The 22,921-nt window shown below is 67.5% G+C and carries 26 protein-coding genes; 10 read left to right on the top strand and 16 right to left on the bottom strand.

Annotated features, from left to right (window positions below; all coding sequences use genetic code 11):
* The first annotated feature begins 14 nt into the window (after nucleotides 1-14).
* Nucleotides 15-284, top strand: a complete 270-nt coding sequence (gene rpsO / locus AAC067_RS11695) for a 30S ribosomal protein S15 (protein WP_339872428.1) — start codon at nucleotides 15-17, stop codon at nucleotides 282-284.
* Between the two features lie 253 nt (nucleotides 285-537).
* Nucleotides 538-2,775 (top strand): polyribonucleotide nucleotidyltransferase, encoded by a 2,238-nt coding sequence (gene pnp, locus AAC067_RS11690; RefSeq protein ID WP_339932707.1) that lies wholly within the window; start codon nucleotides 538-540, stop codon nucleotides 2,773-2,775.
* An 88-nt stretch (nucleotides 2,776-2,863) separates the two neighbouring features.
* On the opposite strand, the gene AAC067_RS11685 is transcribed toward pnp, so the two are convergent.
* The 4 genes from AAC067_RS11685 to rph form a co-directional block, all read right to left on the bottom strand.
* Nucleotides 2,864-3,280, bottom strand: a complete 417-nt coding sequence (locus tag AAC067_RS11685) for a hypothetical protein (protein ID WP_339932705.1) — start codon at nucleotides 3,278-3,280, stop codon at nucleotides 2,864-2,866.
* Nucleotides 3,277-3,591, bottom strand: a complete 315-nt coding sequence (locus AAC067_RS11680) for an autorepressor SdpR family transcription factor (RefSeq protein ID WP_339932703.1) — start codon at nucleotides 3,589-3,591, stop codon at nucleotides 3,277-3,279. The genes AAC067_RS11685 and AAC067_RS11680 overlap by 4 nt, the downstream gene beginning before the upstream one ends.
* Nucleotides 3,592-3,713: 122 nt before the next feature.
* Nucleotides 3,714-4,088, bottom strand: coding sequence for a hypothetical protein (locus AAC067_RS11675; RefSeq protein WP_339932701.1), 375 nt, complete (start codon nucleotides 4,086-4,088; stop codon nucleotides 3,714-3,716).
* A 90-nt stretch (nucleotides 4,089-4,178) separates the two neighbouring features.
* Complete coding sequence (gene rph / locus AAC067_RS11670; protein WP_339933183.1) at nucleotides 4,179-4,895, bottom strand: ribonuclease PH; 717 nt, start codon at nucleotides 4,893-4,895, stop codon at nucleotides 4,179-4,181.
* Between the two features lie 120 nt (nucleotides 4,896-5,015).
* Here rph and hrcA point away from each other — a divergent pair, with 120 nt between their 5' ends.
* Together hrcA and grpE are read left to right on the top strand one after the other, a co-directional pair.
* Entirely contained in the window at nucleotides 5,016-6,059 is a 1,044-nt protein-coding gene (hrcA, locus tag AAC067_RS11665) for a heat-inducible transcriptional repressor HrcA (protein WP_339933182.1), read from the top strand.
* On the top strand, nucleotides 6,056-6,703 hold the full coding sequence (gene grpE, locus AAC067_RS11660; protein ID WP_339932699.1) for a nucleotide exchange factor GrpE: 648 nt from the start codon (nucleotides 6,056-6,058) through the stop codon (nucleotides 6,701-6,703). Before hrcA ends, grpE begins: the two co-directional genes overlap by 4 nt.
* Before the next feature lie 2 nt (nucleotides 6,704-6,705).
* On the opposite strand, the gene AAC067_RS11655 is transcribed toward grpE, so the two are convergent.
* Nucleotides 6,706-7,596: a dienelactone hydrolase family protein gene (locus AAC067_RS11655; RefSeq protein WP_339932697.1), complete on the bottom strand. Its 891-nt coding sequence runs from the start codon at nucleotides 7,594-7,596 to the stop codon at nucleotides 6,706-6,708.
* Between the two features lie 116 nt (nucleotides 7,597-7,712).
* Nucleotides 7,713-8,330: an alpha-ketoglutarate-dependent dioxygenase AlkB gene (locus AAC067_RS11650; RefSeq protein WP_339932695.1), complete on the bottom strand. Its 618-nt coding sequence runs from the start codon at nucleotides 8,328-8,330 to the stop codon at nucleotides 7,713-7,715.
* 268 nt (nucleotides 8,331-8,598) lie between these two features.
* On the opposite strand from AAC067_RS11650, the gene dnaK reads away from it, so the two are divergent.
* The 4 genes from dnaK to AAC067_RS11630 all read left to right on the top strand — a co-directional run bounded on the left by dnaK (nucleotide 8,599) and on the right by AAC067_RS11630 (nucleotide 13,552).
* Nucleotides 8,599-10,515 carry a molecular chaperone DnaK gene (dnaK, locus tag AAC067_RS11645; protein ID WP_339932693.1) on the top strand — a complete coding sequence of 639 codons (1,917 nt, stop codon included), beginning with the start codon at nucleotides 8,599-8,601 and terminating at the stop codon, nucleotides 10,513-10,515.
* Between the two features lie 168 nt (nucleotides 10,516-10,683).
* Nucleotides 10,684-11,889, top strand: a complete 1,206-nt coding sequence (gene dnaJ / locus AAC067_RS11640; protein WP_339932691.1) for a molecular chaperone DnaJ — start codon at nucleotides 10,684-10,686, stop codon at nucleotides 11,887-11,889.
* Nucleotides 11,886-12,635: a 4-hydroxy-tetrahydrodipicolinate reductase gene (gene dapB, locus AAC067_RS11635; protein ID WP_339932689.1), complete on the top strand. Its 750-nt coding sequence runs from the start codon at nucleotides 11,886-11,888 to the stop codon at nucleotides 12,633-12,635. Before dnaJ ends, dapB begins: the two co-directional genes overlap by 4 nt.
* Entirely contained in the window at nucleotides 12,632-13,552 is a 921-nt protein-coding gene (locus AAC067_RS11630; protein WP_339932687.1) for a DMT family transporter, read from the top strand. Before dapB ends, AAC067_RS11630 begins: the two co-directional genes overlap by 4 nt.
* Nucleotides 13,553-13,572: 20 nt before the next feature.
* On the opposite strand, the gene dut is transcribed toward AAC067_RS11630, so the two are convergent.
* A complete protein-coding gene (gene dut, locus AAC067_RS11625; RefSeq protein WP_339932685.1) occupies nucleotides 13,573-14,022 on the bottom strand; it encodes a dUTP diphosphatase in 450 nt (149 codons plus the stop codon).
* A 22-nt stretch (nucleotides 14,023-14,044) separates the two neighbouring features.
* Nucleotides 14,045-15,268: a bifunctional phosphopantothenoylcysteine decarboxylase/phosphopantothenate--cysteine ligase CoaBC gene (gene coaBC / locus AAC067_RS11620; RefSeq protein WP_339932683.1), complete on the bottom strand. Its 1,224-nt coding sequence runs from the start codon at nucleotides 15,266-15,268 to the stop codon at nucleotides 14,045-14,047.
* Nucleotides 15,269-15,385: 117 nt separating this feature from the next.
* Between coaBC and AAC067_RS11615 the strand changes: the two genes are divergently transcribed.
* Nucleotides 15,386-15,901, top strand: a complete 516-nt coding sequence (locus AAC067_RS11615; RefSeq protein ID WP_339932681.1) for an S-type pyocin family protein — start codon at nucleotides 15,386-15,388, stop codon at nucleotides 15,899-15,901.
* A gap of 4 nt (nucleotides 15,902-15,905) precedes the next feature.
* On the opposite strand, the gene AAC067_RS11610 is transcribed toward AAC067_RS11615, so the two are convergent.
* The 5 genes from AAC067_RS11610 to miaB all read right to left on the bottom strand — a co-directional run bounded on the left by AAC067_RS11610 (nucleotide 15,906) and on the right by miaB (nucleotide 20,858).
* Nucleotides 15,906-16,322, bottom strand: a complete 417-nt coding sequence (locus tag AAC067_RS11610; protein WP_339932679.1) for a helix-turn-helix domain-containing protein — start codon at nucleotides 16,320-16,322, stop codon at nucleotides 15,906-15,908.
* Nucleotides 16,323-16,407: 85 nt separating this feature from the next.
* The gene (gene lnt, locus AAC067_RS11605) at nucleotides 16,408-18,012 is read right to left on the bottom strand and encodes an apolipoprotein N-acyltransferase (protein ID WP_339932678.1); all 1,605 of its coding nucleotides are present in this window, start codon (nucleotides 18,010-18,012) and stop codon (nucleotides 16,408-16,410) included.
* Complete coding sequence (gene ybeY, locus AAC067_RS11600; RefSeq protein WP_339932676.1) at nucleotides 17,999-18,451, bottom strand: rRNA maturation RNase YbeY; 453 nt, start codon at nucleotides 18,449-18,451, stop codon at nucleotides 17,999-18,001. Before ybeY ends, lnt begins: the two co-directional genes overlap by 14 nt.
* A complete protein-coding gene (locus AAC067_RS11595; RefSeq protein WP_339932674.1) occupies nucleotides 18,448-19,428 on the bottom strand; it encodes a PhoH family protein in 981 nt (326 codons plus the stop codon). The genes ybeY and AAC067_RS11595 overlap by 4 nt, the downstream gene beginning before the upstream one ends.
* The gene (miaB, locus tag AAC067_RS11590) at nucleotides 19,428-20,858 is read right to left on the bottom strand and encodes a tRNA (N6-isopentenyl adenosine(37)-C2)-methylthiotransferase MiaB (protein WP_339932672.1); all 1,431 of its coding nucleotides are present in this window, start codon (nucleotides 20,856-20,858) and stop codon (nucleotides 19,428-19,430) included. Before miaB ends, AAC067_RS11595 begins: the two co-directional genes overlap by 1 nt.
* Before the next feature lie 118 nt (nucleotides 20,859-20,976).
* Between miaB and AAC067_RS11585 the strand changes: the two genes are divergently transcribed.
* Nucleotides 20,977-21,276 (top strand): DNA-binding protein, encoded by a 300-nt coding sequence (locus AAC067_RS11585; RefSeq protein WP_339932670.1) that lies wholly within the window; start codon nucleotides 20,977-20,979, stop codon nucleotides 21,274-21,276.
* A gap of 12 nt (nucleotides 21,277-21,288) precedes the next feature.
* Here AAC067_RS11585 and AAC067_RS11580 read toward each other — a convergent pair whose 3' ends face one another.
* Genes AAC067_RS11580 through tsaB form a run of 3 tightly spaced genes read right to left on the bottom strand, consistent with a single transcriptional unit; the run spans nucleotide 21,289 to nucleotide 22,910 of the window.
* Nucleotides 21,289-21,768: a Fur family transcriptional regulator gene (locus AAC067_RS11580; protein ID WP_339932668.1), complete on the bottom strand. Its 480-nt coding sequence runs from the start codon at nucleotides 21,766-21,768 to the stop codon at nucleotides 21,289-21,291.
* A 21-nt stretch (nucleotides 21,769-21,789) separates the two neighbouring features.
* Entirely contained in the window at nucleotides 21,790-22,230 is a 441-nt protein-coding gene (locus AAC067_RS11575; RefSeq protein ID WP_339932666.1) for a GNAT family N-acetyltransferase, read from the bottom strand.
* Nucleotides 22,227-22,910 carry a tRNA (adenosine(37)-N6)-threonylcarbamoyltransferase complex dimerization subunit type 1 TsaB gene (tsaB, locus tag AAC067_RS11570; RefSeq protein ID WP_339932664.1) on the bottom strand — a complete coding sequence of 228 codons (684 nt, stop codon included), beginning with the start codon at nucleotides 22,908-22,910 and terminating at the stop codon, nucleotides 22,227-22,229. Before tsaB ends, AAC067_RS11575 begins: the two co-directional genes overlap by 4 nt.
* Nucleotides 22,911-22,921 lie beyond the last annotated feature (11 nt).

Raw genomic sequence — 22,921 nt, 5'->3', positions numbered from 1 at the left:
CAAGGAGCCACCCGATGTCGATTACTGCTGAACGCAAGGGCGAAGTTATCGCCGACAACGCCCGCACCTCGGGCGACACCGGCTCCGCCGAAGTCCAGGTCGCGATCCTCACCGAGCGCATCGCCAACCTGACCGAGCACTTCAAGACCCACAAGAAGGACAACCACTCGCGCCGCGGCCTGCTCAAGATGGTCTCGCAGCGTCGTCGCCTTCTTGACCACCTGACCAAGGTCGATCGCGAGCGTTACACCGCCCTGATCGGCAAGCTGAACCTGCGCCGCTAGGCCCCGGTTCTCCGCGGAAACATTTCTCGAGGCGCGCGACGGTCACGTCCGCGCCTCGTTCCGCACCTACGACCTCCCTGCGCGCCGCAGGTTTTTTCCGGCGCATGACGCGAGGGCCAGACCGGTCCTCTTTTACTCCCGGGTCTTCCGCGATGGCGCGGCGACCTCCGGATCGAAGGACTGAACGCCCGACGCTCCACCCGATTATGGGACCCCGCGCGGAATCCGCCCGCGGGACGACGAAAGACAAATCATGTTCGACATCAAACGCAAGACGATCGACTGGGCCGGACGCCCGCTTACGCTGGAGACGGGCCGTATCGCCCGCCAGGCCGACGGCGCCGTTCTGGCTACCTACGGCGAGACCGTCGTGCTCGCCACGGTCGTTTACGGTCGCGCGCCCAAGCCCGGCCTCGACTTCTTCCCCCTGACCGTCAACTACCAGGAAAAGACCTTCGCCGCCGGCAAGATCCCGGGTGGCTATTTCAAGCGTGAAGGTCGCCCGACCGAGAAAGAGACCCTGGTCTCGCGCCTGATCGACCGTCCGATCCGGCCGCTGTTCGTCAAGGGCTTCAAGAACGAGACCCAGGTCGTCATCACCGTGCTGCAGCACGACATGGAAAACGATCCGGACGTGCTGGGCATGATCGCCGCCTCGGCCGCCCTGACCATCTCGGGCGTCCCGTTCATGGGCCCGATCGGTGCCGCGCGCGTCGGCTATATCGACGGTGAGTACATCCTCAACCCGACCCTCGACCAGCTCCCGGACAGCCAGCTCGACCTCGTCGTCGCCGGCACCCAGGACGCGCTGATGATGGTCGAGTCCGAGGCCAAGGAACTGTCGGAAGACATCATGCTCAATGCCCTGATGTTCGCGCATCGCGGCATGCAGCCGGTGATCGACGCGATCATCGACCTGGCCGAGCACGCCGCCAAGGAGCCGTTCGACTTCCAGGCCGATGACGTCTCCGCCATCGTCACCGACATCAAGAAGCTGGTCGGAAACGACATCAAGGCCGCCTACACCCACGTCGCCAAACACGCCCGCCACGAAGCGGTCGGCACGGCCAAGAAGAAGGCCTCCGCTGCCCTGGTGAAGACCGACGAGAACCCCGACGGCGTCGACGCCTCGCGGTTCGGCGTGGCCTTCAAGGAATGCGAAGCCAACGTCCTGCGTCGCGACATTATCGACAACAGCCACCGCGTCGACGGCCGTGCCCTCGACAAGGTGCGTTCGATCGTCTCGGAAGTCGGCATCTTCCCGCGGACCCACGGTTCGGCCCTGTTCACCCGTGGTGAGACCCAGGCCATAGTGGTCGCCACCCTGGGCACCGGCGAGGACGAGCAATACGTCGACGCCCTGGCAGGGACCTACAAAGAGAAGTTCCTGCTGCACTACAACTTCCCTCCCTATTCGGTCGGCGAGACCGGTCGGATGGGCGGCGCGGGTCGTCGGGAAATCGGTCACGGCAAGCTGGCCTGGCGGGCCATCCGTCCGATGCTGCCGACCTCGGAAGACTTCCCCTACACCATCCGTCTGGTGTCCGAGATCACCGAGTCCAACGGCTCGTCCTCGATGGCTACGGTCTGCGGGGCCTCGCTGGCCCTGATGGATGCCGGCGTTCCGCTGGTGCGTCCGGTCTCCGGCATCGCCATGGGCCTGATCCTCGAGCCCACCGGTGAGTTCGCCATCCTGTCCGACATCCTGGGTGACGAAGATCACCTGGGTGACATGGACTTCAAGGTGGCCGGCACGCGCGAAGGCATCACCAGCCTGCAGATGGACATCAAGGTCGCCGGCATCACCGAAGAGATCATGCGCAAGGCGATCGCCCAGGCTTCGGCCGGCCGTCTGCACATCCTCGACGAGATGGACAAGGCCATCGACGGTGCTCGCACCGAGCTCGGCGAGTACGCGCCCAAGATCGAGTCGATCAAGGTCCCGACCGACAAGATCCGCGACATCATCGGCACCGGTGGCAAGATCATCCGCGAAATCGTCGAAAAGACCGGCGCCAAGGTCAACATCGAGGACGACGGCACCGTCAAGATCGCCGCTTCGGACCAGGAAAAGATCGACGCCGCCAAGGCCTGGATCTCGTCGATCGTGTCCGAGCCCGAGCCCGGCACCATCTATTCCGGCAAGGTCGTGAAGGTCGTCGACTTCGGTGCCTTCGTGAACTTCTTCGGGGCCAAGGACGGTCTGGTTCACGTGTCCCAGATCGCTCTGGAACGCGTCGCCAACCCGACTGACGTCCTGTCCGAAGGCCAGGATGTCAAAGTGAAGTTCCTCGGCTTCGACGATCGCGGCAAGACCAAGCTGTCGATGAAGGTCGTCGACCAGACCACCGGTGAGGACCTGACCGACAAGATCAACGCCGACCGCGCCGAACGTGGCGAACCGGCGCTGACCGAGGACACCGGCGGTGGTGGCCGCAAGCGTGAAGGCGGTGGCGGTGATCGCGGTCGCAGCCGTCCGCGTCGCGACTAGGACACTATCGGACCGGTATCCGGTCTGAATTGACGAAGGCCCCGCCGGTGACGGCGGGGCCTTTTTCATACGCGACGAGCCGTCTCGATCAGGAGTGGGCCGACCCCGCATCGGTCGAACGGCACAGGGCCATGGACCAGAAGGCAAAGCCGAGTGTGAGCACAGTCGCTGCGGCGACCACCACCATGGCCATGGTGTCGGCGACGGTCAGGGGCGCGAAGGCCCACAGGCCCGCATGCGCCAGACCGGCCAGGGTCAGGGACCAGCCGCCGACCCGGAGCGCCCGCTGTTCGCGGATGTCGGCCTGTTCCCCGCGCCAGCGCCGGATCTGCTTGGGCATGCGGTTGGCAAAGGCGGCCAGGATCAGACCGATGGCCACCTGGACGCCACGTCGGGCGGTTTCGCCATCGATCATGCCATTGCCCTCGGCCAGGCGCAGGCCCGCGGCCAGCGCCAGCAGCAGTCCCGCGAGGATCAGGGCAGGTAACAGGGTCTTGAAGGTCATGGGACAGGTCCTTTGAGGGGGTTGACGCGCGGCGGTGCCGGATCCGACCCGGCCCCGATGCCGAAACTCTGGGAAAAGCCCAGCAGGGCCTCTTCCAGCACCGATAATTTGAGCCGGTAGGTGACGGTGGTGCCCTGTTTGCGGCTGTCGACCAGGTCGGCCTCGCGCAGGACCGCGAAATGGGCCGACATGGTCGGCTTCGATACCGGGAAATGGTCGCACAGGGCCCCCGCCGTCATGGGCTGTGCCCGCAACAACTCCAGCACCTTGCGGCGCGTCGGATCAGCCAGTGCCTTGAATACCCGGTTCATGCATCAATGATTAGCTAATCATCGAACAATGTCAAATGGTCATTTGCATGCCCGTCTGACATCTCACCCGTCGGGGAACCCTGCTTCCCGCCCGACGGAATGTCTCGCTGAGACGCCGTCGGTCAGGCCGTGCATTCGGGCGGGCGGGTCTCGTCCGGTCCGAACATGGCGCAGGACCGGTCGATTTCACCCTGGATCAGGGCACAGCTGTTCTGGACGTTACACGGCGGATGGGTGGCCGGACTGACCTGGATGCACCGTTCGACCAGACGGGCAGAGGCCGCAGCCCCGACCTCGGACAGGCAGGACCCCTTGATCCCCGCCGCGGCCGGGGTCAGGCCGGGATCGACCTCTTCCTGGGGCGGGGCGTCCGCCGGCATCACGGTCGTCGGCACCGGCGCGACCTCGACGGCATCGACCGGGGTCTCGGCGGGTTTGTCGCAAGCCGACAGGATCAACAGGCCGGCGAGAAGGGCGAAGGCGGGGGCAAGGCGCATGGCGGGTCTCCGGTCGATCGGGTCCCCCACGATGCCCCGGTTCGCCGCACGACGATACCCCGAAGCCGCAAGCCGGGTCCGCCGACCCCTCTAGCGCTTCAGGGCGGCGCGCTGCAGGGCGAACAGATCGGCGCAACCGCCCTCGGCCAGCTGGAACAGCCGGTCGAACTCGGGCCGCGAAAAGCCGCGCTTCTCGCCGGTGGCCTGGATTTCGACGATCTGGCCGGCGCCGGTCAGGACGAAGTTGGAATCGGCCTCGGCGTTGGAATCCTCTTCATAGTCGAGGTCCAGCACCGGCAGGTCCTGGAACACGCCACACGACACGGCCGCGACCTGGTCGAGGATCGGATCGGTCTTCATCACCCCCTCGGCGCGCAGATAGTCAAAGGCACTGGCCATGGCCACCCAGGCCCCGGTGATCGCTGCTGTACGGGTGCCGCCGTCGGCCTGGATCACATCGCAGTCCAGCACCACCTGACGCTCGCCCAGCGCCTTCATGTCGACCACGGCCCGCATCGAGCGGCCGATCAGGCGCTGAATCTCCTGGGTGCGGCCGGACTGTTTACCGCTGGCGGCCTCGCGCCGGCCCCGCGTATGCGTCGCCCGCGGCAGCATGCCGTACTCGGCCGTGACCCAGCCCTGGCCGCTGTTGCGCATCCAGCCCGGCACCTTGTCCTCGACCGAGGCCGTGACCAGTACCTTCGTATGGCCGAACGTCACCAGGCACGAACCCTCGGCATAGCGGTTGACGCCGGTTTCCAGCGTCACGGTACGCAGTTGGTCGGGTTGACGTTCCGAGGGGCGGATCGAAGTCATTTGACGTTCCTTCTGGCAAGCGGCAGCGGCGCTGCTTATCCTGAAAGGGTGAGCCTGTATGCCCCCAACCGTTCGCCGTTCGGCCCCACCCCCCTCGCCGCAGGGGGCGGACTGGCCGCGCTTGACGGTCGGGCCCGCGATATTTTCCGCCGGATCGTCGAATCCTATCTCGAGACCGGCGACCCGGTCGGATCGCGCACCCTGTCGCGCGGCGGTGTGCATCTGTCCCCGGCCTCGATCCGCAACACCATGCAGGACCTGACCCTGTCCGGCCTGCTGGCCGCCTCGCACAGTTCGGCCGGTCGCATTCCGACCCACGCCGGTCTGCGCCTGTTCGTCGACGGCCTGCTCGAGATCGGTGACATCGGTCAGGAAGAGCGGCGCGAAATCGACGGCCGCCTCGCCGGACGGGGTCGCGACTTCGAGGACGCCCTGGACGAGGCCTCCAACCTGTTGTCCGGCCTTGCCGGTGGTGCCGGGATCGTGGCCTCGCCGGTGCGCGACGCCGGCGTCAAACACGTCGAGTTCGTCGCCCTCGGCCATGATCAGGCGCTGGCCGTGCTGGTCGGCGATGACGGCTCGGTCGAGAACCGCATCATGCCCCTGTCGGCCGGGGTCACCCCCTCGACCCTGCAGGAGGCGTCCAATTTCCTCAATGCCCGGCTGAAGGGCCGTCCGCTGGCCGAGGCCCGCAGCGAGATGGGGGCCGAACTGGCCGCCGCCCGTCAGGCCCTGGACGCCGCCGCCGCCCGTCTGGTCGAGGACGGCATGGCCGCCTGGTCCGGCGGGGCCGAGCGCGACCGCGCGCTGATCGTGCGGGGACGCGCCAACCTGCTGCACAATCGCGAGACGGCCGAGGATCTGGAACGGGTACGGGTCCTGTTCGACGATCTGGAACAGAAAGAACAGCTGATCGGTTTGCTCGACGGCGTCTCCGAGGCCCAGGGGGTGCGCATTTTTATCGGGGCAGAAACACGGTTGTTTTCATTGTCGGGTTCCGCCTTGATCGCCGCACCCTATATGACGGGCCGACAACGGGTCGTCGGTGCCATCGGCGTCATCGGCCCCGCGCGACTGAATTACGCCCGAGTCATCCCGCTGGTGGACTATACCGCCCGGGTGCTGGGAAGAATGCTGGACGGACAAGACACGTGAACGACATCAACGACACCGACTTCGACCCCGAGATTGAGGCCAACGCCGAGGCCGGACTGGACGCGCACCCGGCCGACCACAACGACGACGGACTCGGCCCGATCGACGCCCTGATCGCCGAACGCGATGAGTGGAAGGACCGCGCCCTGCGCGCCGCCGCCGAGGCCGACAACACCCGCCGCCGCGCCGAGGGCCAGATGAACGACGCGCGGGCCTATGCCATCCAGCGCTTCTCCAAGGACCTGCTGGGCGTGGCCGACAGCCTGCAGCGGGCCCTGACCGCCGCACCGCGCGACGCCGATCCGGTGGCCACCAATCTGGTGACCGGCCTGGAGTTGATCGAGAAATCCCTGCTCTCGGCCTTTGACGCCAACGGCCTGAAGCGGGTGGCCCCCGAGGCCGGCGAGACCTTCGACCCGCATCAGCATCAGGCGGTGATGGAACAGCCTTCCGACACGGTTGCGGGCGGGACGGTCGTCCAGACGCTGCAGCCCGGCTACGCCCTGTTCGGCCGCACCGTGCGTCCGGCCATGGTCGTCGTGGCGGCCCGCGGTTCGGGCCCGACGGCGGGAACGGGTGCTGCGGGCTCCAACCCCTATGACAAGGCCGATGAAACCGGCGGTCAGTTCGACGAGACCGCCTGAGGTCAGGCCCTGAGCTTCGCTGCGAACAGGGCGAGCAACCGGTGCCACCCGTCCGCTGCGGCTTCGGGCGTATAGCTGGCCCGGTAGTCGGCATGAAAACCATGCGGCGCACCGGGATAGACGGTGATCTCGTCGCCACCGGCCCCGGCCCGGGCCAGGGCCGAGCGCATGGTCTCGACGCTCGACAGGGGAATACCCCGGTCCAGCTCGCCATAGAGGCCAATGACCTGACCCTTGAGGTCGGCGGCCAGATCGACCGGCCAGGGCGCGCCCGCCGCCCTTTGATCCGGCGTCGCGCTGTCCGGCGGCGCCAGGCGCCCGTACCAGGCGACCCCGGCGTCGATCGCGGCGAACCGGGCCGCCGCCTGCCACACGACCTTGCCGCCCCAGCAGAAGCCGGTGATCCCGACCCGGTCGCTGTTGGCCCAGAGCTGCTGGCTGGCCCAGTCGAGGGTCGCCGCCACATCGCCCATCACCTGCTCATAACCGGCGGCGGCGACGATGGCCTGGACCTGCTGCATGTCGTCCAGCGGAGCCGGGTCCGCGACCCGAACGAAGAAGGCCGGCGCGATCGCGGCATAACCGGCCTGCGCCAGGCGGCGACAGACGTCGCGAATATATTCATGCACCCCGAAGATCTCGGAGACGACGATGACCACGGGGAAGGGCCCCTCCCCGTCGGGGCGGGCGACATAGGCGGGCAATTCGAAACCGTCAGGCGCGCGATAGCTGACATCGGCCAGCGTCAGTCCGTCGGCACTGGTCGTCACCGGTTGGGCGTCCCGGGCCAGGGCCGCGGTGGCATAGCCCGCGAAGAACAGACCACCGAGGGCGCGGCGGCTGAAACGGAAATCATCGGACGTCTGGCCTTCCGGCCGGATCAGCACAGTCATCAGGGAAGCTCCGGACACGGACGGGAACACCGACAGTGACCCTGACCCGGTCCGGGTGTCGAGTCACGAACCCCTGATCCAAGGCCCGGATCCCGGCCCTTGATCCCGGTCCGGACCTAACGCGCCCGGCGCAGGGTCAGGTTCAGTCGCCCACCGCCGGTCAGCAGCCGGGACGTCGCCGGCAGGGTCCGGTCGATTCCGTGGCGGGCCAGACGCGCCGGTCCGGTCAGGGCACAGACGTCCCCGGATGCCAGCCGCACCACGCGGGTCGCACCGCCGGCCGCCGGCCCGATACGGAACATGGCCGTGTCGCCGAGCGAGACCGACAGGACCGGGGCCGTCAGGTCGGCCTCATCCCGGTCCTGGTGCAGCCCCATCCGGGCCGGACCCCGGTACAGATTGACCAGACAGGCGTCCGGCGGTGACTCAAGACCGGTCAGACGGTCCCACAGGGCCAGCAGCAGCGGCGGAATCGGCGGCCACGGCCGCCCGGTCAGCGGATGGAGCGGCTGATAGCGATAGCCTGTCCGGTCAGAGACCCAGCCCAGCGGACCGCAATTGGTCATCAATACCGAAAACGGCCGCCCGCCCGGGGTTTCGGGACGATAGAAGGGGGCCTGGGCCACAGCCGCCCGGACCTGCGCCAACAGACAGGTCTGGTCCAGCGGCCCCAGCGCACCGGGCCAGAACCGGAAGCCCTCCAGACCCGTCTCAAGCTGACCGGGCGTCTCCATTCGCGACCTCCTGGCACGCCGCACGGCGCTTCATCAGGGAAAACCGCAACAGGGCGATCAAATAGGTCCTGGAATCGCGCTGCATTGTCACGAAGCCCTTGCGACCCCTGAGGTCTTTCCCATATCCGCAACAACCGGAGAAGGCCCCGAATGTCTCGGGACTTTCCCTCCGGATCATCCTGACCCCTGAACCAAATGGGGGCGATCCTGTGCCGCGCTTCCTTGAAGGCCGCCGCATCGCCCGCCGCTGGAGTGAAAGAAAGAGCCCATGGCCAAGATCATCGGCATCGACCTCGGCACGACCAACTCGTGCGTCGCCGTCATGGACGGCAAGAATCCGAAGGTCATCGAAAACGCGGAGGGCAACCGCACGACCCCGTCGGTCGTGGCCATCCAGGACGGAGGCGAGACCCTCGTCGGCCAGCCGGCCCGCCGTCAGGCGGTGACCAACCCGACCAACACCCTGTTCGCGATCAAGCGCCTGATCGGGCGGAGTTTCGACGACCCGGTGGTGGCCAAGGACAAGAAGATGGTCCCCTACGAGATCGTCAAGGGACCGAATGGCGACGCCTGGGTGCGCGCCAACGGCAAGGACTATTCACCGCAGCAGATCTCGGCCTTCACGCTCGGCAAGATGAAGGAATCCGCCGAGGCCTATCTGGGCGAGACGGTGACCCAGGCGGTTATCACCGTTCCGGCCTATTTCAACGACGCCCAGCGTCAGGCCACCAAGGACGCCGGCAAGATCGCCGGGCTTGAGGTGCTGCGCATCATCAACGAGCCGACCGCGGCAGCCCTGGCCTATGGTCTCGAGAAGAACGAAGGCCAGAAGATCGCGGTCTATGACCTCGGCGGCGGCACCTTCGACGTCTCGATCCTTGAGATCGGCGACGGCGTTTTCGAGGTCAAGTCGACCAATGGCGACACCTTCCTCGGCGGCGAGGACTTCGACCTGCGTCTGGTCGACTACCTGGCCGACGAGTTCAAGAAGGAACAGGGCGTCGACCTGCGCTCCGACAAACTGGCCCTGCAGCGCCTCAAGGAAGAGGCCGAAAAGGCCAAGAAGGAGCTCAGCTCCACGACCCAGTACGAGGTCAACCTGCCGTTCATCACCATGAACGCCTCGGGCCCGCTGCACCTGAACATCAAGCTGTCGCGCGCCAAGCTGGAAGCCCTGGTCGACGATCTGGTCCAGCGCACCATCGAGCCGTGCGCCAAGGCCCTGAAGGACGCGGGCCTCAAGGCCTCGGACATCGACGAAGTGGTGCTGGTCGGCGGCATGACCCGTATGCCGATGGTCCAGGAAGCCGTGAAGAAATTCTTCGGCAAGGAGCCCCACAAGGGTGTGAACCCCGATGAGGTCGTGGCGCTGGGTGCCGCGGTTCAGGCCGGCGTGCTGCAGGGCGACGTCAAGGACGTGCTGCTGCTGGACGTGACCCCCCTGACCCTGGGCATCGAGACCCTGGGCGGCGTGTTCACCCCGCTGATCGAGCGCAACACCACCATCCCGACCAAGAAGAGCCAGGTGTTCTCCACCGCCGACGACAACCAGTCGGCCGTGACCATCCGGGTCTTTCAGGGCGAGCGGCCGATGGCGTCCGACAACAAGGTGCTGGGCCAGTTCGACCTGATGGGCATTCCGCCCGCACCGCGCGGCATGCCCCAGATCGAGGTCGCTTTCGACATCGACGCCAACGGCATCGTTCACGTGACCGCCAAGGACAAGGCGACCAGCAAGGAACAGTCGATCCGGATCCAGGCCAACGGCGGCCTGTCGGACGACGACATCGAGAAGATGGTCAAGGAAGCCGAATCCAATGCGGCGGCCGACAAGACCCGCAAGGATCTGGTCGAGGCCGTGAACGCGGCCGACAGCCTGGTCCACTCGACCGAAAAGGCCATGGCTGAACACGGCGACAAGGTCGGCGCGGACGAGAAGGCGGCGATCGAAACCGCCCTGACCGAGCTGAAAGCAGCCAAGGACGGTACCGACGCCGAGGACATCCGGACCAAGACCAATACCCTGGTCCAGGCCTCGATGAAGCTGGGTGAGGCCATGTACGCCAATCAGCAGGGCGAGGGTGCCGCCGATGAGGCCCCCGCCGACGACGGCGTGGTCGATGCCGAGTTCGAGGAAGTTCCGGGCGAAGGTGACGACAACGACGACGAGAAGAAGAGCGCCTGATCAGGCCCTCAGCATGAACAGGGCCCCGCTTGTCAGTCGGCAGGCGGGGCCTTTTCATGGAACTTGCATCATTTGACCCGGCCCCCATGTCAGTGGGGTCGACCGATCCGGACCAAGGCCCGACAAGAGGCACGTTCCGTCGGCACGGGGTAAGAGGACAAACGCCTGATGGCGCGTGATTATTATGAAATTCTGGGCGTCGAACGCACGATCGACGCACCCGGCCTCAAGTCGGCCTATCGCAAGCTGGCGATGGAGCACCATCCAGACCGCAACGGCGGCTGTGACGAGTCCATGGCCCGTTTCAAGGAAATTTCCGAGGCCTATACGGTCCTGTCGGACGAGCAGAAGCGCGCCGCCTATGACCGGTTCGGCCATGCCGGGGTCAACGGTGGCGGCGGCGGTGGCGGTCAGCAGGGCTTCCACGACGTCAACGACATCTTCTCCCAGGTCTTCGGCGACGCTTTCGGCGACGTGTTCGGCGGCCGCGGCGGCCGTCAGCAGCAGAGCGGCCCGCGCCGCGGCTCCGATCTGCGCTACGATCTCGAAATCACCCTGGAACAGGCCTATCGCGGGGCCGACGTCGAGATCGGCGTGCCCTCGACCGCCACCTGCGACGGCTGCGAGGGGTCGGGCGCGAAAAAGGGCACCCGCCCGGTCACCTGCACCACCTGCCAGGGGGCGGGTCGCGTACGTCAGGCCAATGGTTTCTTCCAGGTGGAACGGACCTGTCCCCGCTGTGGCGGCGGCGGCGAAATGATCGCCGAACCCTGCACCACCTGCCACGGCCATGGTCAGGTGCGCAAAACCCGCAAGCTGGCGCTGAAGGTTCCGGCCGGGGTCGACGACGGCTCGCGCATCCGCCTGTCGGGCGAGGGCGACGCCGGCCTGCGCGGCGGCCCGCGCGGCGATCTCTATGTCTTCCTGTCGGTCACGCCGCACGAGCTGTTCGAGCGTGACAATCTCGACCTGCTGGTAACGGTGCCCGTGCCGATGACCACCGCGGCCCTGGGCGGCGATATCGACGCCCCCTGCCTGGTGTCCGAAGCCTGCGACGGCCAGTGCAAGGCCCGGGTCCAGGTCCCGGCCGGGGCCCAGACCGGCAAGACGGTCCGCATCAAGGGCAAGGGCATGCCGCACCTGAACGGTCGTCAGCGCGGTGACCTGCTGGTCGAACTTTTCGTCGAGACCCCGACCGACCTGACCGCGCGCCAGCGCGAGCTGATGGAAGAACTGGCCACCACCTTCGGGGCCGACCAAAGTCCGCGGAACTCCAATTTCGCCGGCAAGGCCAAACGCTTCTGGGCCGACATTCTCGGCAGCGACTCCCCGCCCCCCGGCGCCGGTACGGGTTCGAAAGAAACCACCGCGTGACCGCCCTGTTCCACGCCGGAATTTCGGGGGCCCGGGGGCGAATGGGTCGTGCGGTTTCCCAGGTCCTGGACGCCCGCGACGATGTCGTGGTTGCCGCCCGTTTCGACCGCGGCGAGACCCCCGACCTGTCACTCTGCGACGTGATCATCGATTTTTCGACCCCCGACGCCTCAATCGAACTGGCCCGGGCCTGCGCCGCCCGCGGCGGGCCGGCCCTGGTGATCGGCTCGACCGGCTTCAGCGAAACCCAGGAAGTCGAGCTGGCCGCCGCCGCCGCCAGCGTCGCCATCGTCCGCAGCGGCAATTTCTCGCTGGGGGTCAATGTCCTGATCGGTCTCGTCGAACAGGCGGCCCTGCGTCTCGATGCGCAGGACTGGGACATCGAGGTGCTGGAGGCCCACCATCGCCGCAAGGTCGACGCCCCCTCGGGCACGGCCCTGATGCTGGGCGAGGCCGCCGCCGCCGGACGCGGCGGCGATCTGTCCAGTCTGAAGAGCCCGCCCTATGACGGCCTGACCGGCGAACGCGAGGCGGGCCGGATCGGCTTTGCCACCCTGCGGGCCGGCGGCATCGTCGGCGAACACACGGTGCTGTTCGCCTCGGAGGACGAAGTCGTGACCCTCAGCCACAAGGCCATCGACCGCTCGCTGTTCGCGCGCGGAGCCGTGGCCGCCGCCGCCTGGGTGCGCCGCCGCAAGCCGGGTCTCTACGACATGCAGGACGTACTGGGGTTCAGACAGGCGTGAGGACGTTCGCGCCGGTCCACGGCGCTTCTCGCGGCATCCTGCTGCGCATCGCCTCGGCGGGCTGTTTCTCGCTGATGGCCGCGATGATGAAATTCGCCACCACCCTCGAGCCGGTGACCGCACCCGAGATGGTGTTCTATCGGGCCCTGTTCGGCCTGCCGGTCGTTCTGGTCTGGGTGATGAGCGCCCCGGCGGGACTGTCGGCCCTGAAGACGCGCCGGCCCATGGTGCACCTGTGGCGCTGCGCGCTGGGCGTCACCGGCATCCTGCTGATCTTCCAGACGCTGAGAATGCTGCCGCTGGCGGACGCCACCACCATCGGCTTCACCGCCCCGATCTTCGCCACCCTGCTGTCCGTCGTGGTGCTGAAGGAGGTGGTCGGGGCCCGGCGCTGGACCGCTGTGGTCCTCGGCTTCATCGGCGTGGCCGTGATGGTGCAGCCCGGCACCGGCGGCGGCCCGCCCCTCACCGGGCTGCTGATCGGCCTCGCCGGGGCCTTCATGGCGGCGGCGGTGACCGTGACCCTGCGCCAGCTCGGCAAGACCGAGACCACGGCCTCGATCGTGTTCTGGTTCTTCGTGGCCTGCGCCGTCGTCGGCGGCGGCCTGATGGTCTTCACCGCCGAATGGCGCGCCTGGCCGACCTACGCCGTGCTGGCCGCCGGCGGGGTGGCCGGCGGGGTGGCCCAGCTGTTCATGACCAATTCGCTGCGCCACGCCCCGGTCGGGGTGGTGGCCCCGTTCGACTATCTGCAGATCGTCGGCGCCGTATTGTTCGGCTGGTGGCTGATGCACGCCTCACCGACGGTTTCGACCCTGATCGGGGCCGCCCTGATCGCGGCCTCGGGCCTCTACACTGCCTGGCGCGAACAGGTCCGGCGTCGCGAGACCACCCCGGCCACCCCGCCGCCGATCTGAACGTCCGGGGCGCCGGGTTGCTAGCGCCCCGTCGAGCCGAACCCGCCGGCCCCGCGCGCCGTCTCGTCCAGGGTCTCGACCTCGACCATGGTCGCCTGGGCATAGCGGGCGATAACCATCTGGGCGATGCGGTCGCCGCGCCGGATGACGAAGGCGTCAGCCCCCAGATTGGCCAGGATGACCCCGACCTCGCCGCGATAGTCGCTGTCGACGGTCCCGGGCGCGTTCAGACAGGTGATGCCGTGTTTGAGGGCCAGACCCGAGCGCGGGCGCACCTGGGCCTCATAGCCCGCCTCCAGCGCGATCTTCAGCCCGGTCGGCACCAGGGCCCGTCCCCCCGGGGCCAGGGTCATGGGCTGGTCGTCAGCGAGCGCGGCGCGCAGATCCATCCCGGCCGAACCGGCGGTCTCATAGGCCGGCAGCGGCAGGCCCGCGGCGTGGGGCAGGCGTTCGATACGCACGGTCGTCATGGACGGCAGGCTCCGGTCGGGATCAGGCGAAATGGTCAACGATGCGGTCGACGAGGGAACGGGCGATATCGGCCTTGGACTGGCGCGGCCAGCTTTCCCCGGTCCCGCCGCGCTGGAACAGGGTCACGGCATTGCTGTCAGCCCCGAACACATCGCCCGAAACGTCATTGGCGATGATCCAGTCACAGCCCTTGCGGGACAGTTTGGCCCGGGCATTGACCTCCAGGTCGGTGGTTTCCGCGGCAAAGCCGATCACCAGGGTCGGTCGGTTCGAACCGGGCGCGGACAGGTCCGCCAGGATGTCGGGATTTTCGATCAGGGCCAGAGACGGCGGACCGCCCGGGGCCTTCTTGATCTTGCCGCTGGCCACGCCGTCGACCCGCCAGTCGGCGACGGCGGCGCTCATCACGGCAATATCGGCGGGCAGGGCCGCATCGACCGCCGCCTTCATCTCCACCGCCGTCTCGACCTGGACCCGCTGCACGCCGTCGGGTGCGGCCAGACCCACCGGCCCCGAGACCAGGGTCACGCTGGCCCCGCGCGCGGCCAGGGCGGCGGCGATAGCATAGCCCTGTTTGCCACTGGAACGATTGGTCAGGCCGCGAACCGGATCGATCGGCTCGAAGGTCGGCCCCGCCGTGACCACGGCCCGCCGTCCGGCCAAGGGCCGTTCCCCGGCATCGCTCAGCAGGGTGCGGATCGCGGCCAGGATCGCCGCCGGTTCCGCCATGCGACCCGGGCCGAACTCGCCACAGGCCATCTCCCCTTCGTCTGGACCGACCACGGCCACACCATGCAGGCCGTCAAAGCCCTTGAGACGCTGCAGATTGGCCTGGACCGCCGGGTGCTGCCACATCCGCACATTCATCGCCGGAGCCATCAGGACCCGCTTGTCGGTGGCCAGCAGGGTGGTCGAGGCCAGATCATCGGCCAGGCCGTTGGCGGCCTTGGCGATCAGGCCCGCCGTCGCCGGAGCCACGACCACCAGATCGGCCCAGCGCGACAGTTCGATATGGCCCATCGTGGTTTCGTCCTCGGGCGAGAACAGGGCGTGGTGCACCGGATGGCCGGACAACGCCGCCAGGGACAGGGGGGTGACGAACTGCGCCCCGCCGTCGGTCAGCACGGCCCGGACCTCGGCCCCCGCCTTGCGCAACAGTCGAACCAGTTCCAGCGCCTTGTAGGCGGCGATGCCGCCACCGACGATCAGCAGGACCTTGCGGGTGTTCAACGAGACCTCGGACATCCTGCTCCTCTAGCGACGGCGCGGCACGGCGTCGAGGCTGAAGCACCTGCTGCGGAACATTGCAGCAACACGATATTTCAACTATGGGTAGATCATTATTATCGCATGGAGGGAAACATGGCGCGCAACCCTGTTGCCATGAGCGGAATGATCGTCGCGGGCCTCGTGATGCTGGTGGGGCCCGGCGGCTGTGACAATGCGGGCTCGGCGGTCGAGACTCGCGACCGGACGGCCGAGACGGGGGCCCCCGTCGACGGTGGCCCAGCAGCCGCTTCCACCGCGGCGGCCAGTCCTGCACTGCAACGTCCGCCGGTGACGACCAGTCGGCGGGAAACCGTGGACGCCAAGGTCGAACGGCTGTTCCAGCGCAACGGTGCGGCCTTTGGAGCCCGATCGTCTGCGGATTATCTCGCGAAGATGCAGGCCTTCGTCGACCATCCGCCGCGCGCGGTCGAAACGGTCCACCGTCCCAACGGTGACGTTCTCTATTACGAGGTGGCGACCAACACCTTTGCCGTCGCGACCCGGGACGGTACGCCTCGTACCATGTTCAAGCCCGATGACGGCGCGGCCTATTGGGCCGAACAGAAGGCCCGGGCGCCGGACTTTGGCCGGGCCCGTCCTGATGGCTGACGCCCTAGCTGGCGTCGTCCGCGCTGCGCTCGCTCAGTTCCCGGACCAGTTCCAGCGCCAGCTTCTGATGCCGAGTGGACAGCCGGGGGGCCAGGCGTGACACTTCGATGGTGTAGCGGGTCGCGGGAAAATCGTGGTCGAAAGCGGGCGCTCCGCCCTCGCCGACGCCGGCCCCGGCCTGGTTCAGACCTTCGAAAAAGTAACCGATATCGACCTTGAAGAAGCGCGCGATATCCCAAAGCTTCGAAGCCGAGATACGGTTCGCGCCCTTTTCGTATTTCTGGATCTGCTGGAATGTGAGCCCCAGAGCCCGCCCCAGGTCACTCTGGTTGTAGCCCAGACTGATCCGCTTTTCGCAGACTCTGCGGCCAACATGCCGATCTACTGGATGGGGACCATCCTCGCCACCGCCTCTTGCCATAGCCAAACTCAACGCCCTCTTCCGGTTCCGATACCCTTGCAATGCGCCCACAGCCGCAGGATGTCATCCTAAAATACAGAAACGCTCATGCCTGATCCCGCAGGTTCAGGGGCTGGGAGCGGTGCCGGACGGCCCCGAACACCAGACCGGCCACGACCGCCAACCAGAACAGCAGGTCGCCGAAACGGCCGTAGAGAGTGATCGCCGCAGGTTGTGGCAACAGGGCGTCGATGACGCCGCTCTGACCGGACTCAAGCCGTTTGTCGGCAACAATTCGACCCCAGGGATCGATCATCGCAGACACGCCGGTCGGGGTGGCCCGGACCACAGGAAGGCCGGTTTCGATGGCGCGGTAGCTGGCGAGATTGAGGTGCTGCAGCGGCCCCGAGGTGCGACCGAACCAGGCGTCATTTGACACATTGACGATCCAGCCCGGCCGACCCTGCGCACCGGGCGTGAAACCCGGATACAGACTCTCGTAGCAGATCAGAGGCTGGGCCGGCGGCGCACCCGGCACGTCGATCGGGGCCGGAACTGGTCCCGCACTGAAGTCGGCAGGCACATGAACCAGGCTGCGGACTCCCAGCCGGCTCATCAACCGGCCCATCGGCAGGTATTCCCCGAAAGGTACCAGACGGTGCTTGTCGTAGATTCCGGTAATCCGCAGTCCGGTCTCGCCCTCATCATGGAGCACGAACAGGCTGTTGAAATAGCGCGCCCCGCCTTCAACCGTGACATCGGCCTCGCCACGACCCAGGCCGACCAGCAGAGTCTGGCCGGGCTGGAGCGCCTGGGCGATGGCGATGCCGTCGGGCGAACCGGCCGCGAAAACCTGATTGGCCGTGGCCGGCAGGGCCCCTTCCGGCCAGATCACCACATCCGGCAGCCGGTCTCCGGGCCGGGCGGTCAGCCTCACATAGCGATCGACGATGCCCTGATAGGCTTCCGGCGTCCATTTGGACTCCTGCGGCACATCGGCCTGGACGATCCGCACCAGGGTGTCGGTGAATTGCAGTTGAGCCCGTGCCAGATGGACCGCGCCGCCGATCCACAGGGCGGCCAGCACCAGCACGCCGACGGCGACGCCGCCGATCCGGTCACGCCGGGGCTCCGGTCCGCGCACGAGGCCGAGGGCCGAAACCGCGGCGACCGTGACGAAGCCCAGACCGTAAACCCCGGCGACGGCGGCGAACTGGGACATCGCCGACCCGGCCTTCCAGCCGGCACCCGCCGGATTCCACGGGAATCCCGTCAGCACATGGCCACGCAGCCATTCCAGCAGGGCGAAACAGGCCGCGAAGACCAGCACGCGATGGACGCCGGCGGGGGCGATCCGGCGATACAGCACCGTGACCACGCCCCAGAACAGGCCCAGACCCATCGGCAGCAGGCTGGCGGCGAACGGGGCCATCCACGCCTGGTCCGGATTGACCAGAAAGGCCTCGGCCACCCACCAGCAGCCGATGAAGAAATAGGCGAACCCGGCCAGCCAGCCCATCCAGAACGCGCCACGCGCCGTGCTCGAGCGTTCCGCCAGCAGCATCAGCAGCGGATAGCCGAGCAGACCGGGCAGGAAGCCGAACGGCGGATGGACCAGTGCCGCGCCCGCTCCAGCCAGCAGGGCCAGGCCGATACGGAGCCAGCGGACGATCAGGTTGTGGCGCGGGTGGGTCGGATCAAGCTTGAGCATCAGACCTGTATGGGTCGGCGACCCCAAGGCTGGCAAGGATCGTCCGTTCCTCGGCCTCCATCGCCTCGGCCTCGACATCGTCTTCATGATCCCGGCCCAGCAGATGCAGCACCCCGTGCACCACGAGGTGGCTGAGATGGTCGGCCAGGGTTTTGCCCTGGGCCTCAGCCTCGGCGCGGCAGACCCCCGCGGCGAGGGCGATGTCGCCCAGCAGCTCCCCGGCCCCCTCGGCGGCCGGAAAGGACAGGACGTTGGTCGGCACGTCCTTGCCCCGGAACCGCGCGTTCAGGTCCTGCACGCCGGAGTCATCGGTCAGCAGCACCACCACCTCGCCCGCAACCCGCCCCAGGGCCGCCATCGCGGCGCGTTCGACCACGCCGGGCAGGTCCGGACCGACGGCGGACCAGCCGTCGGCATCGTCCTCGACGATCTCGATCATCGGCTCGCCCGCTCCTCGAGGTCCGGCCGCGGCCGGTCGTGGGCGGCGTCGGCATCATAGGCGCGCACGATCCGCTCGACCATGGCGTGGCGGACCACGTCCTGGGCCTCGAATTCCAGCACCCCGACGCCCTTCACATCGCGCAGGATACGCAGGGCGTGGGCCAGGCCGGAATCGCGCGGGTTCAGCAGGTCGATCTGGCTGGGGTCGCCGGTAACCACCATACGCGCCCCCTCCCCCAGACGGGTCAGCACCATCTTCATCTGCAAGCGCGAGGTGTTCTGGGCCTCGTCGACGATGACAAAGGCATGGCTGAGCGTGCGACCGCGCATGAAGGCGATCGGTGCCGCCTCGATCTCACCCTTGTCGCGGCGACGCTGCACATCCTCGGGGCCGAGGATGTCGTTCAGCGCCTCCCAGATCGGGGCCAGATAGGGGTCGACCTTCTCGTTCAGATCCCCGGGCAGAAAGCCCAGCTTTTCGCCGGCCTCGACCGCGGGCCGAGTGATGACCAGACGATCAACCTGGCCCCGTCGCAACAGGGAGGCCCCATAGGCGGCGGCCAGGAAGGTCTTGCCCGTGCCCGCCGGGCCGACGCCGAAGCTCAGCTCGCAACGGGCCAGGATTTCCAGATAGCGGGCCTGGGCATTGGTCTTGGGCACGATGGCCCCGCGCTTGCCGACCGGCAGGGCCATGGGATCGGCGCTGACGCCGCCGCCGCGGATCGTGCCCATCACCGTGCGAACGTCGGCCTCGGTCACCTCCGCGCCCTTGTCCGCCCGTTTGGCGAGGGCTTCAATCACCCGCTTGGCGTTGCCCCGGTCTCGCGCCGAACCGTTGATCGACACGCCGCCGCCGGGGGCCTCGACCAGCACCTTGAAGGCGTCCTCGATCAGGGCAACGTGACGACTGTTGGGGCCGGTGACGGCGCGAATTGCGCGGTCATCCAGGGCCAGGAATTCGGACTCACGCGCCATCAGGCCGCCTTCTGCTGAATGATGCGACCCGCCAGACTGTTCTGCGTGCCGCTTTCGATCTCCACGGCAACGATCTGGCCGAGAAGATGCTCCCCGTTCTCGACATGAACCGACTGGAGATAGGGCGAACGGCCGATGGCCTGACCCGGACTGCGCCCCTTGCGCTCGAACAGGACGGGCAGGGTCTTGCCGACCTGGGACGCATTGAATGCCGTCTGCTGTTCGAACAGCAGAGCCTGCAGCCTGTGCAGCCGCTCGCGGGCGACGGCGTCCGGCACCTGGGTGGCCATGGCGGCGGCGGGCGTGCCGGGCCGCGGCGAATACATGAAGGAGAAGGCCGAGGCGTAGTTGACCTGTCGCACCAGGGCCAGGGTGTCCTGAAAGTCGCGATCAGTCTCGCCCGGAAAGCCGACGATGAAATCCCCGGAGATGGCGATATCGGGCCGGACCGCGCGAATGCGGTCGATGACGTCGAGATAGGTCTTCGGCCCGTGCTTGCGGTTCATCAGCCGCAGGATACGATCCGCGCCGGACTGCACCGGAAGGTGAAGATAAGGCATCAGCACGTCCAGCTCGCCATGGGCGGCGATCAGGTCGGCGCTCATGTCGTTGGGATGGCTGGTCGTATAGCGCAGCCGGTCCAGTCCGGGGATCCCGGCCAGGGCATGGGCCAAACGGGCCAGGGTCGACGGGTCACCGTCCGGTCCCGCGCCGTTGTAGGCGTTGACGTTCTGACCCAGCAGGGTGATCTCGCGCACGCCCCGTTCCACCAGGGCCCCAGCCTCGGTCAGGATGTCCGCCACCGGCCGCGACCATTCCGCGCCGCGTGTATAGGGCACGACACAGAAGGTACAGAATTTGTCGCAGCCTTCCTGCACCGTCAGGAAGGCCGTCGGTCCCTTGACGCCGCGCGGACCGATCCGTTCGGACGTCATGGCGTCAAATTTGGCATTGGGTGCGAAATCAGCCCCGATCCGCTCACCCCGCGCCCGGGCCGTGCGGGTCAGCAGTTCCGGCAGCTGGTGATAGGCTTGCGGCCCGACCACCAGGTCCACGGCGGGCTGACGGCGCATGATCTCTTCGCCCTCAGCCTGGGCGACGCAGCCGGCCACGGCGATAATCATCGAATTCGTCGAACTCCCCCTCGCCGTCGTCGAATTCGTCGTTCGGGCGTCTTTCAATTCTCTCAGCTTGCCGAGCTCCGAATAGACCTTCTCGGCCGCCTTCTCGCGGATGTGGCAGGTGTTGAGAATGACGAAATCGGCGTCCTCGGCCGTGTCAGTTGACGCATAGCCGAGCGGGCGCAGCACATCGGCCATGCGCTCCGAGTCATAGACATTCATCTGGCAGCCGTAGGTCTTGATGAACAGACGCTTGGGCGCGGGGCCTGTGTCGTCTGCGACCGATGGCGAGCCTTGGGTTTCAATCATGGGTCGGCTTTTAATGCCCCGGCGCGGTTCGCGCCATGCCCCTCGCGCATGCGACGACGAGACCGCTCCGACACCGTCGTTTTCCGCTAGGCTGTCAGGGCACAGAGGAGGCATTACCATGTCGATCACAGGCCCCCAGGCTCGCGCCGCCCGCGCTCTGGTGGAATGGCCCCGGGACCATGTCGCCACACTGTCGGATCTGCCCGTCAAGGCCCTGGCGAGCTTTGAGCGCCGCAAGTCGACGTTGGAGCCCGCCGCTGTGGCGCGGCTACGGCGGACCCTGGAATCGGGCGGGGCTGTCTTCATCGACGAGGGCGATGCCGGCGCGGGCGTACGGCTGAAATTCACCCGCAAGGACGTCCGCTCGATCAATCGGCTGGAAAACGAGGGTGGCCTCGTCGGCAGCGACGACGTTTGAAGCCGGAACCGGTCAGCCCGCGTCGTCGCTCTCGGTGCGCGTGGCCCGCCGGTTGAAGATCAGGCCTTCACGGTCCGACGGCTCGGCACCGCCGATCGGCTTGCCGTAGAGCTCAAGCTTGTGCCCGATCAGCTCGAAGCCGAGCCGTTCGGCGATCTCGATCTTCAGCCGTTCGATCTCGGCGTCGAAAAATTCGATGACCTCGCCCGTCTTGGCGTCGATCAGATGATCATGGTGATCATCCCCGGCTTCCTCGTAGCGCGATCGCCCGTCACCGAAATCGTGCTTCTCGACCACCCCCGCCTCCTCGAACAGCCGGACAGTGCGATAGACGGTGGCGATCGAGATGTGCGGATCGATCGACGAGGCGCGCCGGTAGAGTTCTTCCACATCGGGATGGTCGTCGGCGCTCGACAACACCCGGGCGATAACGCGCCGCTGTTCGGTCATGCGCATGCCGCGGTCGGCGCAGAGTTTTTCGATCCGGTCCATGGGGGGAAGATAGGCAGCCGATCAGCCTAAGGGAAGCGGTCCCGGCAAGTTCAGGCTCAGAAGCAGGGCATCGACCGGTGAGGCCCCGGGGCGGGTATAGTAGCGCGGCCGGCGGCCGACCGCCTCAAACCCGGCTCGACGGTACAGGGCGCGTGCGGCGGCATTGTCCTCGGCCACCTCCAGGAACAGCCGTCGGGCCCCCGCCGCAGCGACCGCCGCAGCCGCCTGCCGGGTCAATTGGGTTCCCTGCCCCCGTCCCCTTGCCTCCGGGCGCACCGCCAGGGTCAGGATCTCGGCCTCGTCGGCGACGACCCGGATCAAGATGAAACCGTCCGACCCGCCGATCGCCGCCACACCGGGCTGTTTCAGCAGGTCAGCGAAGGTTTCGGCCGTCCAGCTATGGTCAAAACTCGTCAGGTGCAGGGCCGCCAGCGCCTCAGGGTCAGGGACGGCGACACTCACGACCGGACCTGGGTCCGGGGCTGACCGGGCAATCGGGTCGGCGGGGTCGCGTCCGGCGCGCGCAGGTACTGGGGTTCCGGCGGGGCCAGACAGGGGTCGGCGGCAACGACCAGGCGGGCCAAAGCCTCGGGAGACGGGCCCGGCCGGTCGACAACGATAGCGCCCGGGACGGCGTCAGCCAGCAACGGGGCCCCCGAGCCGACCAGGGTAACACCCGGTCCGAGCGCCGCGAGCCGGGCGGCCGCCGCCTCGAGTGACAGGGCCTCGGCCGGGCCCTCCACAACGCCGCGGCGCCAGAACCGGGCATAGACCTGACCGCGACGGGCATCGATCAGGGCCGCGACCGCGTCCGGCGCGACCCGGTCCATCTCGATCGACGCGGCCAAAGCGTCCAGGGTCGAGATTCCGACGACCGGACGCTGCAGGGCCGCCCCGAATCCCTGGGCAAAGGCCAACCCCACGCGCAGACCGGTGAAGGACCCGGGACCGATGGTGACCCCGATCCGGTCAAGGGCGTCAAACCCGATCCCGGCCTCGGCCATCGCATCCCGGACGAATCCGGCCAGACGTTCCTGATGGCCCTTGAACATGGGCTCCGATCGCACGGCCAAAGCCGCCCCATCCTCAAAAACCGCGGCTGTACACAGCGACAGGGCTGAATCGATGAGCAGCACCCTCATAGTCGCGCGCC

Source organism: uncultured Brevundimonas sp., from assembly GCF_963977465.1.
Classification (GTDB): Bacteria; Pseudomonadota; Alphaproteobacteria; order Caulobacterales; family Caulobacteraceae; genus Brevundimonas.
This window is presented reverse-complemented; position numbering and strand designations above follow the sequence as displayed.

What these genes read in the sequence shown, in the direction of transcription:
- rpsO (WP_339872428.1), top strand. Translation starts at nt 15, where the DNA reads ATGTCGATTACTGCTGAACGCAAGGGCGAAGTTATCGCCGACAACGCC.
- dnaJ (WP_339932691.1), top strand. Translation starts at nt 10,684, where the DNA reads ATGGCGCGTGATTATTATGAAATTCTGGGCGTCGAACGCACGATCGAC.
- AAC067_RS11610 (WP_339932679.1), bottom strand. Translation starts at nt 16,322, where the DNA reads ATGGCAAGAGGCGGTGGCGAGGATGGTCCCCATCCAGTAGATCGGCAT.
- ybeY (WP_339932676.1), bottom strand. Translation starts at nt 18,451, where the DNA reads ATGATCGAGATCGTCGAGGACGATGCCGACGGCTGGTCCGCCGTCGGT.
- lnt (WP_339932678.1), bottom strand. Translation starts at nt 18,012, where the DNA reads ATGCTCAAGCTTGATCCGACCCACCCGCGCCACAACCTGATCGTCCGC.
- AAC067_RS11650 (WP_339932695.1), bottom strand. Translation starts at nt 8,330, where the DNA reads ATGGAGACGCCCGGTCAGCTTGAGACGGGTCTGGAGGGCTTCCGGTTC.
- coaBC (WP_339932683.1), bottom strand. Translation starts at nt 15,268, where the DNA reads ATGTCCGAGGTCTCGTTGAACACCCGCAAGGTCCTGCTGATCGTCGGT.
- AAC067_RS11685 (WP_339932705.1), bottom strand. Translation starts at nt 3,280, where the DNA reads ATGACCTTCAAGACCCTGTTACCTGCCCTGATCCTCGCGGGACTGCTG.
- AAC067_RS11595 (WP_339932674.1), bottom strand. Translation starts at nt 19,428, where the DNA reads ATGGCGCGTGAGTCCGAATTCCTGGCCCTGGATGACCGCGCAATTCGC.
- AAC067_RS11580 (WP_339932668.1), bottom strand. Translation starts at nt 21,768, where the DNA reads ATGGACCGGATCGAAAAACTCTGCGCCGACCGCGGCATGCGCATGACC.
- miaB (WP_339932672.1), bottom strand. Translation starts at nt 20,858, where the DNA reads ATGATTGAAACCCAAGGCTCGCCATCGGTCGCAGACGACACAGGCCCC.
- dnaK (WP_339932693.1), top strand. Translation starts at nt 8,599, where the DNA reads ATGGCCAAGATCATCGGCATCGACCTCGGCACGACCAACTCGTGCGTC.
- AAC067_RS11675 (WP_339932701.1), bottom strand. Translation starts at nt 4,088, where the DNA reads ATGCGCCTTGCCCCCGCCTTCGCCCTTCTCGCCGGCCTGTTGATCCTG.
- AAC067_RS11680 (WP_339932703.1), bottom strand. Translation starts at nt 3,591, where the DNA reads ATGAACCGGGTATTCAAGGCACTGGCTGATCCGACGCGCCGCAAGGTG.
- AAC067_RS11655 (WP_339932697.1), bottom strand. Translation starts at nt 7,596, where the DNA reads ATGACTGTGCTGATCCGGCCGGAAGGCCAGACGTCCGATGATTTCCGT.
- AAC067_RS11615 (WP_339932681.1), top strand. Translation starts at nt 15,386, where the DNA reads ATGGCGCGCAACCCTGTTGCCATGAGCGGAATGATCGTCGCGGGCCTC.
- dut (WP_339932685.1), bottom strand. Translation starts at nt 14,022, where the DNA reads ATGACGACCGTGCGTATCGAACGCCTGCCCCACGCCGCGGGCCTGCCG.
- AAC067_RS11585 (WP_339932670.1), top strand. Translation starts at nt 20,977, where the DNA reads ATGTCGATCACAGGCCCCCAGGCTCGCGCCGCCCGCGCTCTGGTGGAA.
- tsaB (WP_339932664.1), bottom strand. Translation starts at nt 22,910, where the DNA reads ATGAGGGTGCTGCTCATCGATTCAGCCCTGTCGCTGTGTACAGCCGCG.
- pnp (WP_339932707.1), top strand. Translation starts at nt 538, where the DNA reads ATGTTCGACATCAAACGCAAGACGATCGACTGGGCCGGACGCCCGCTT.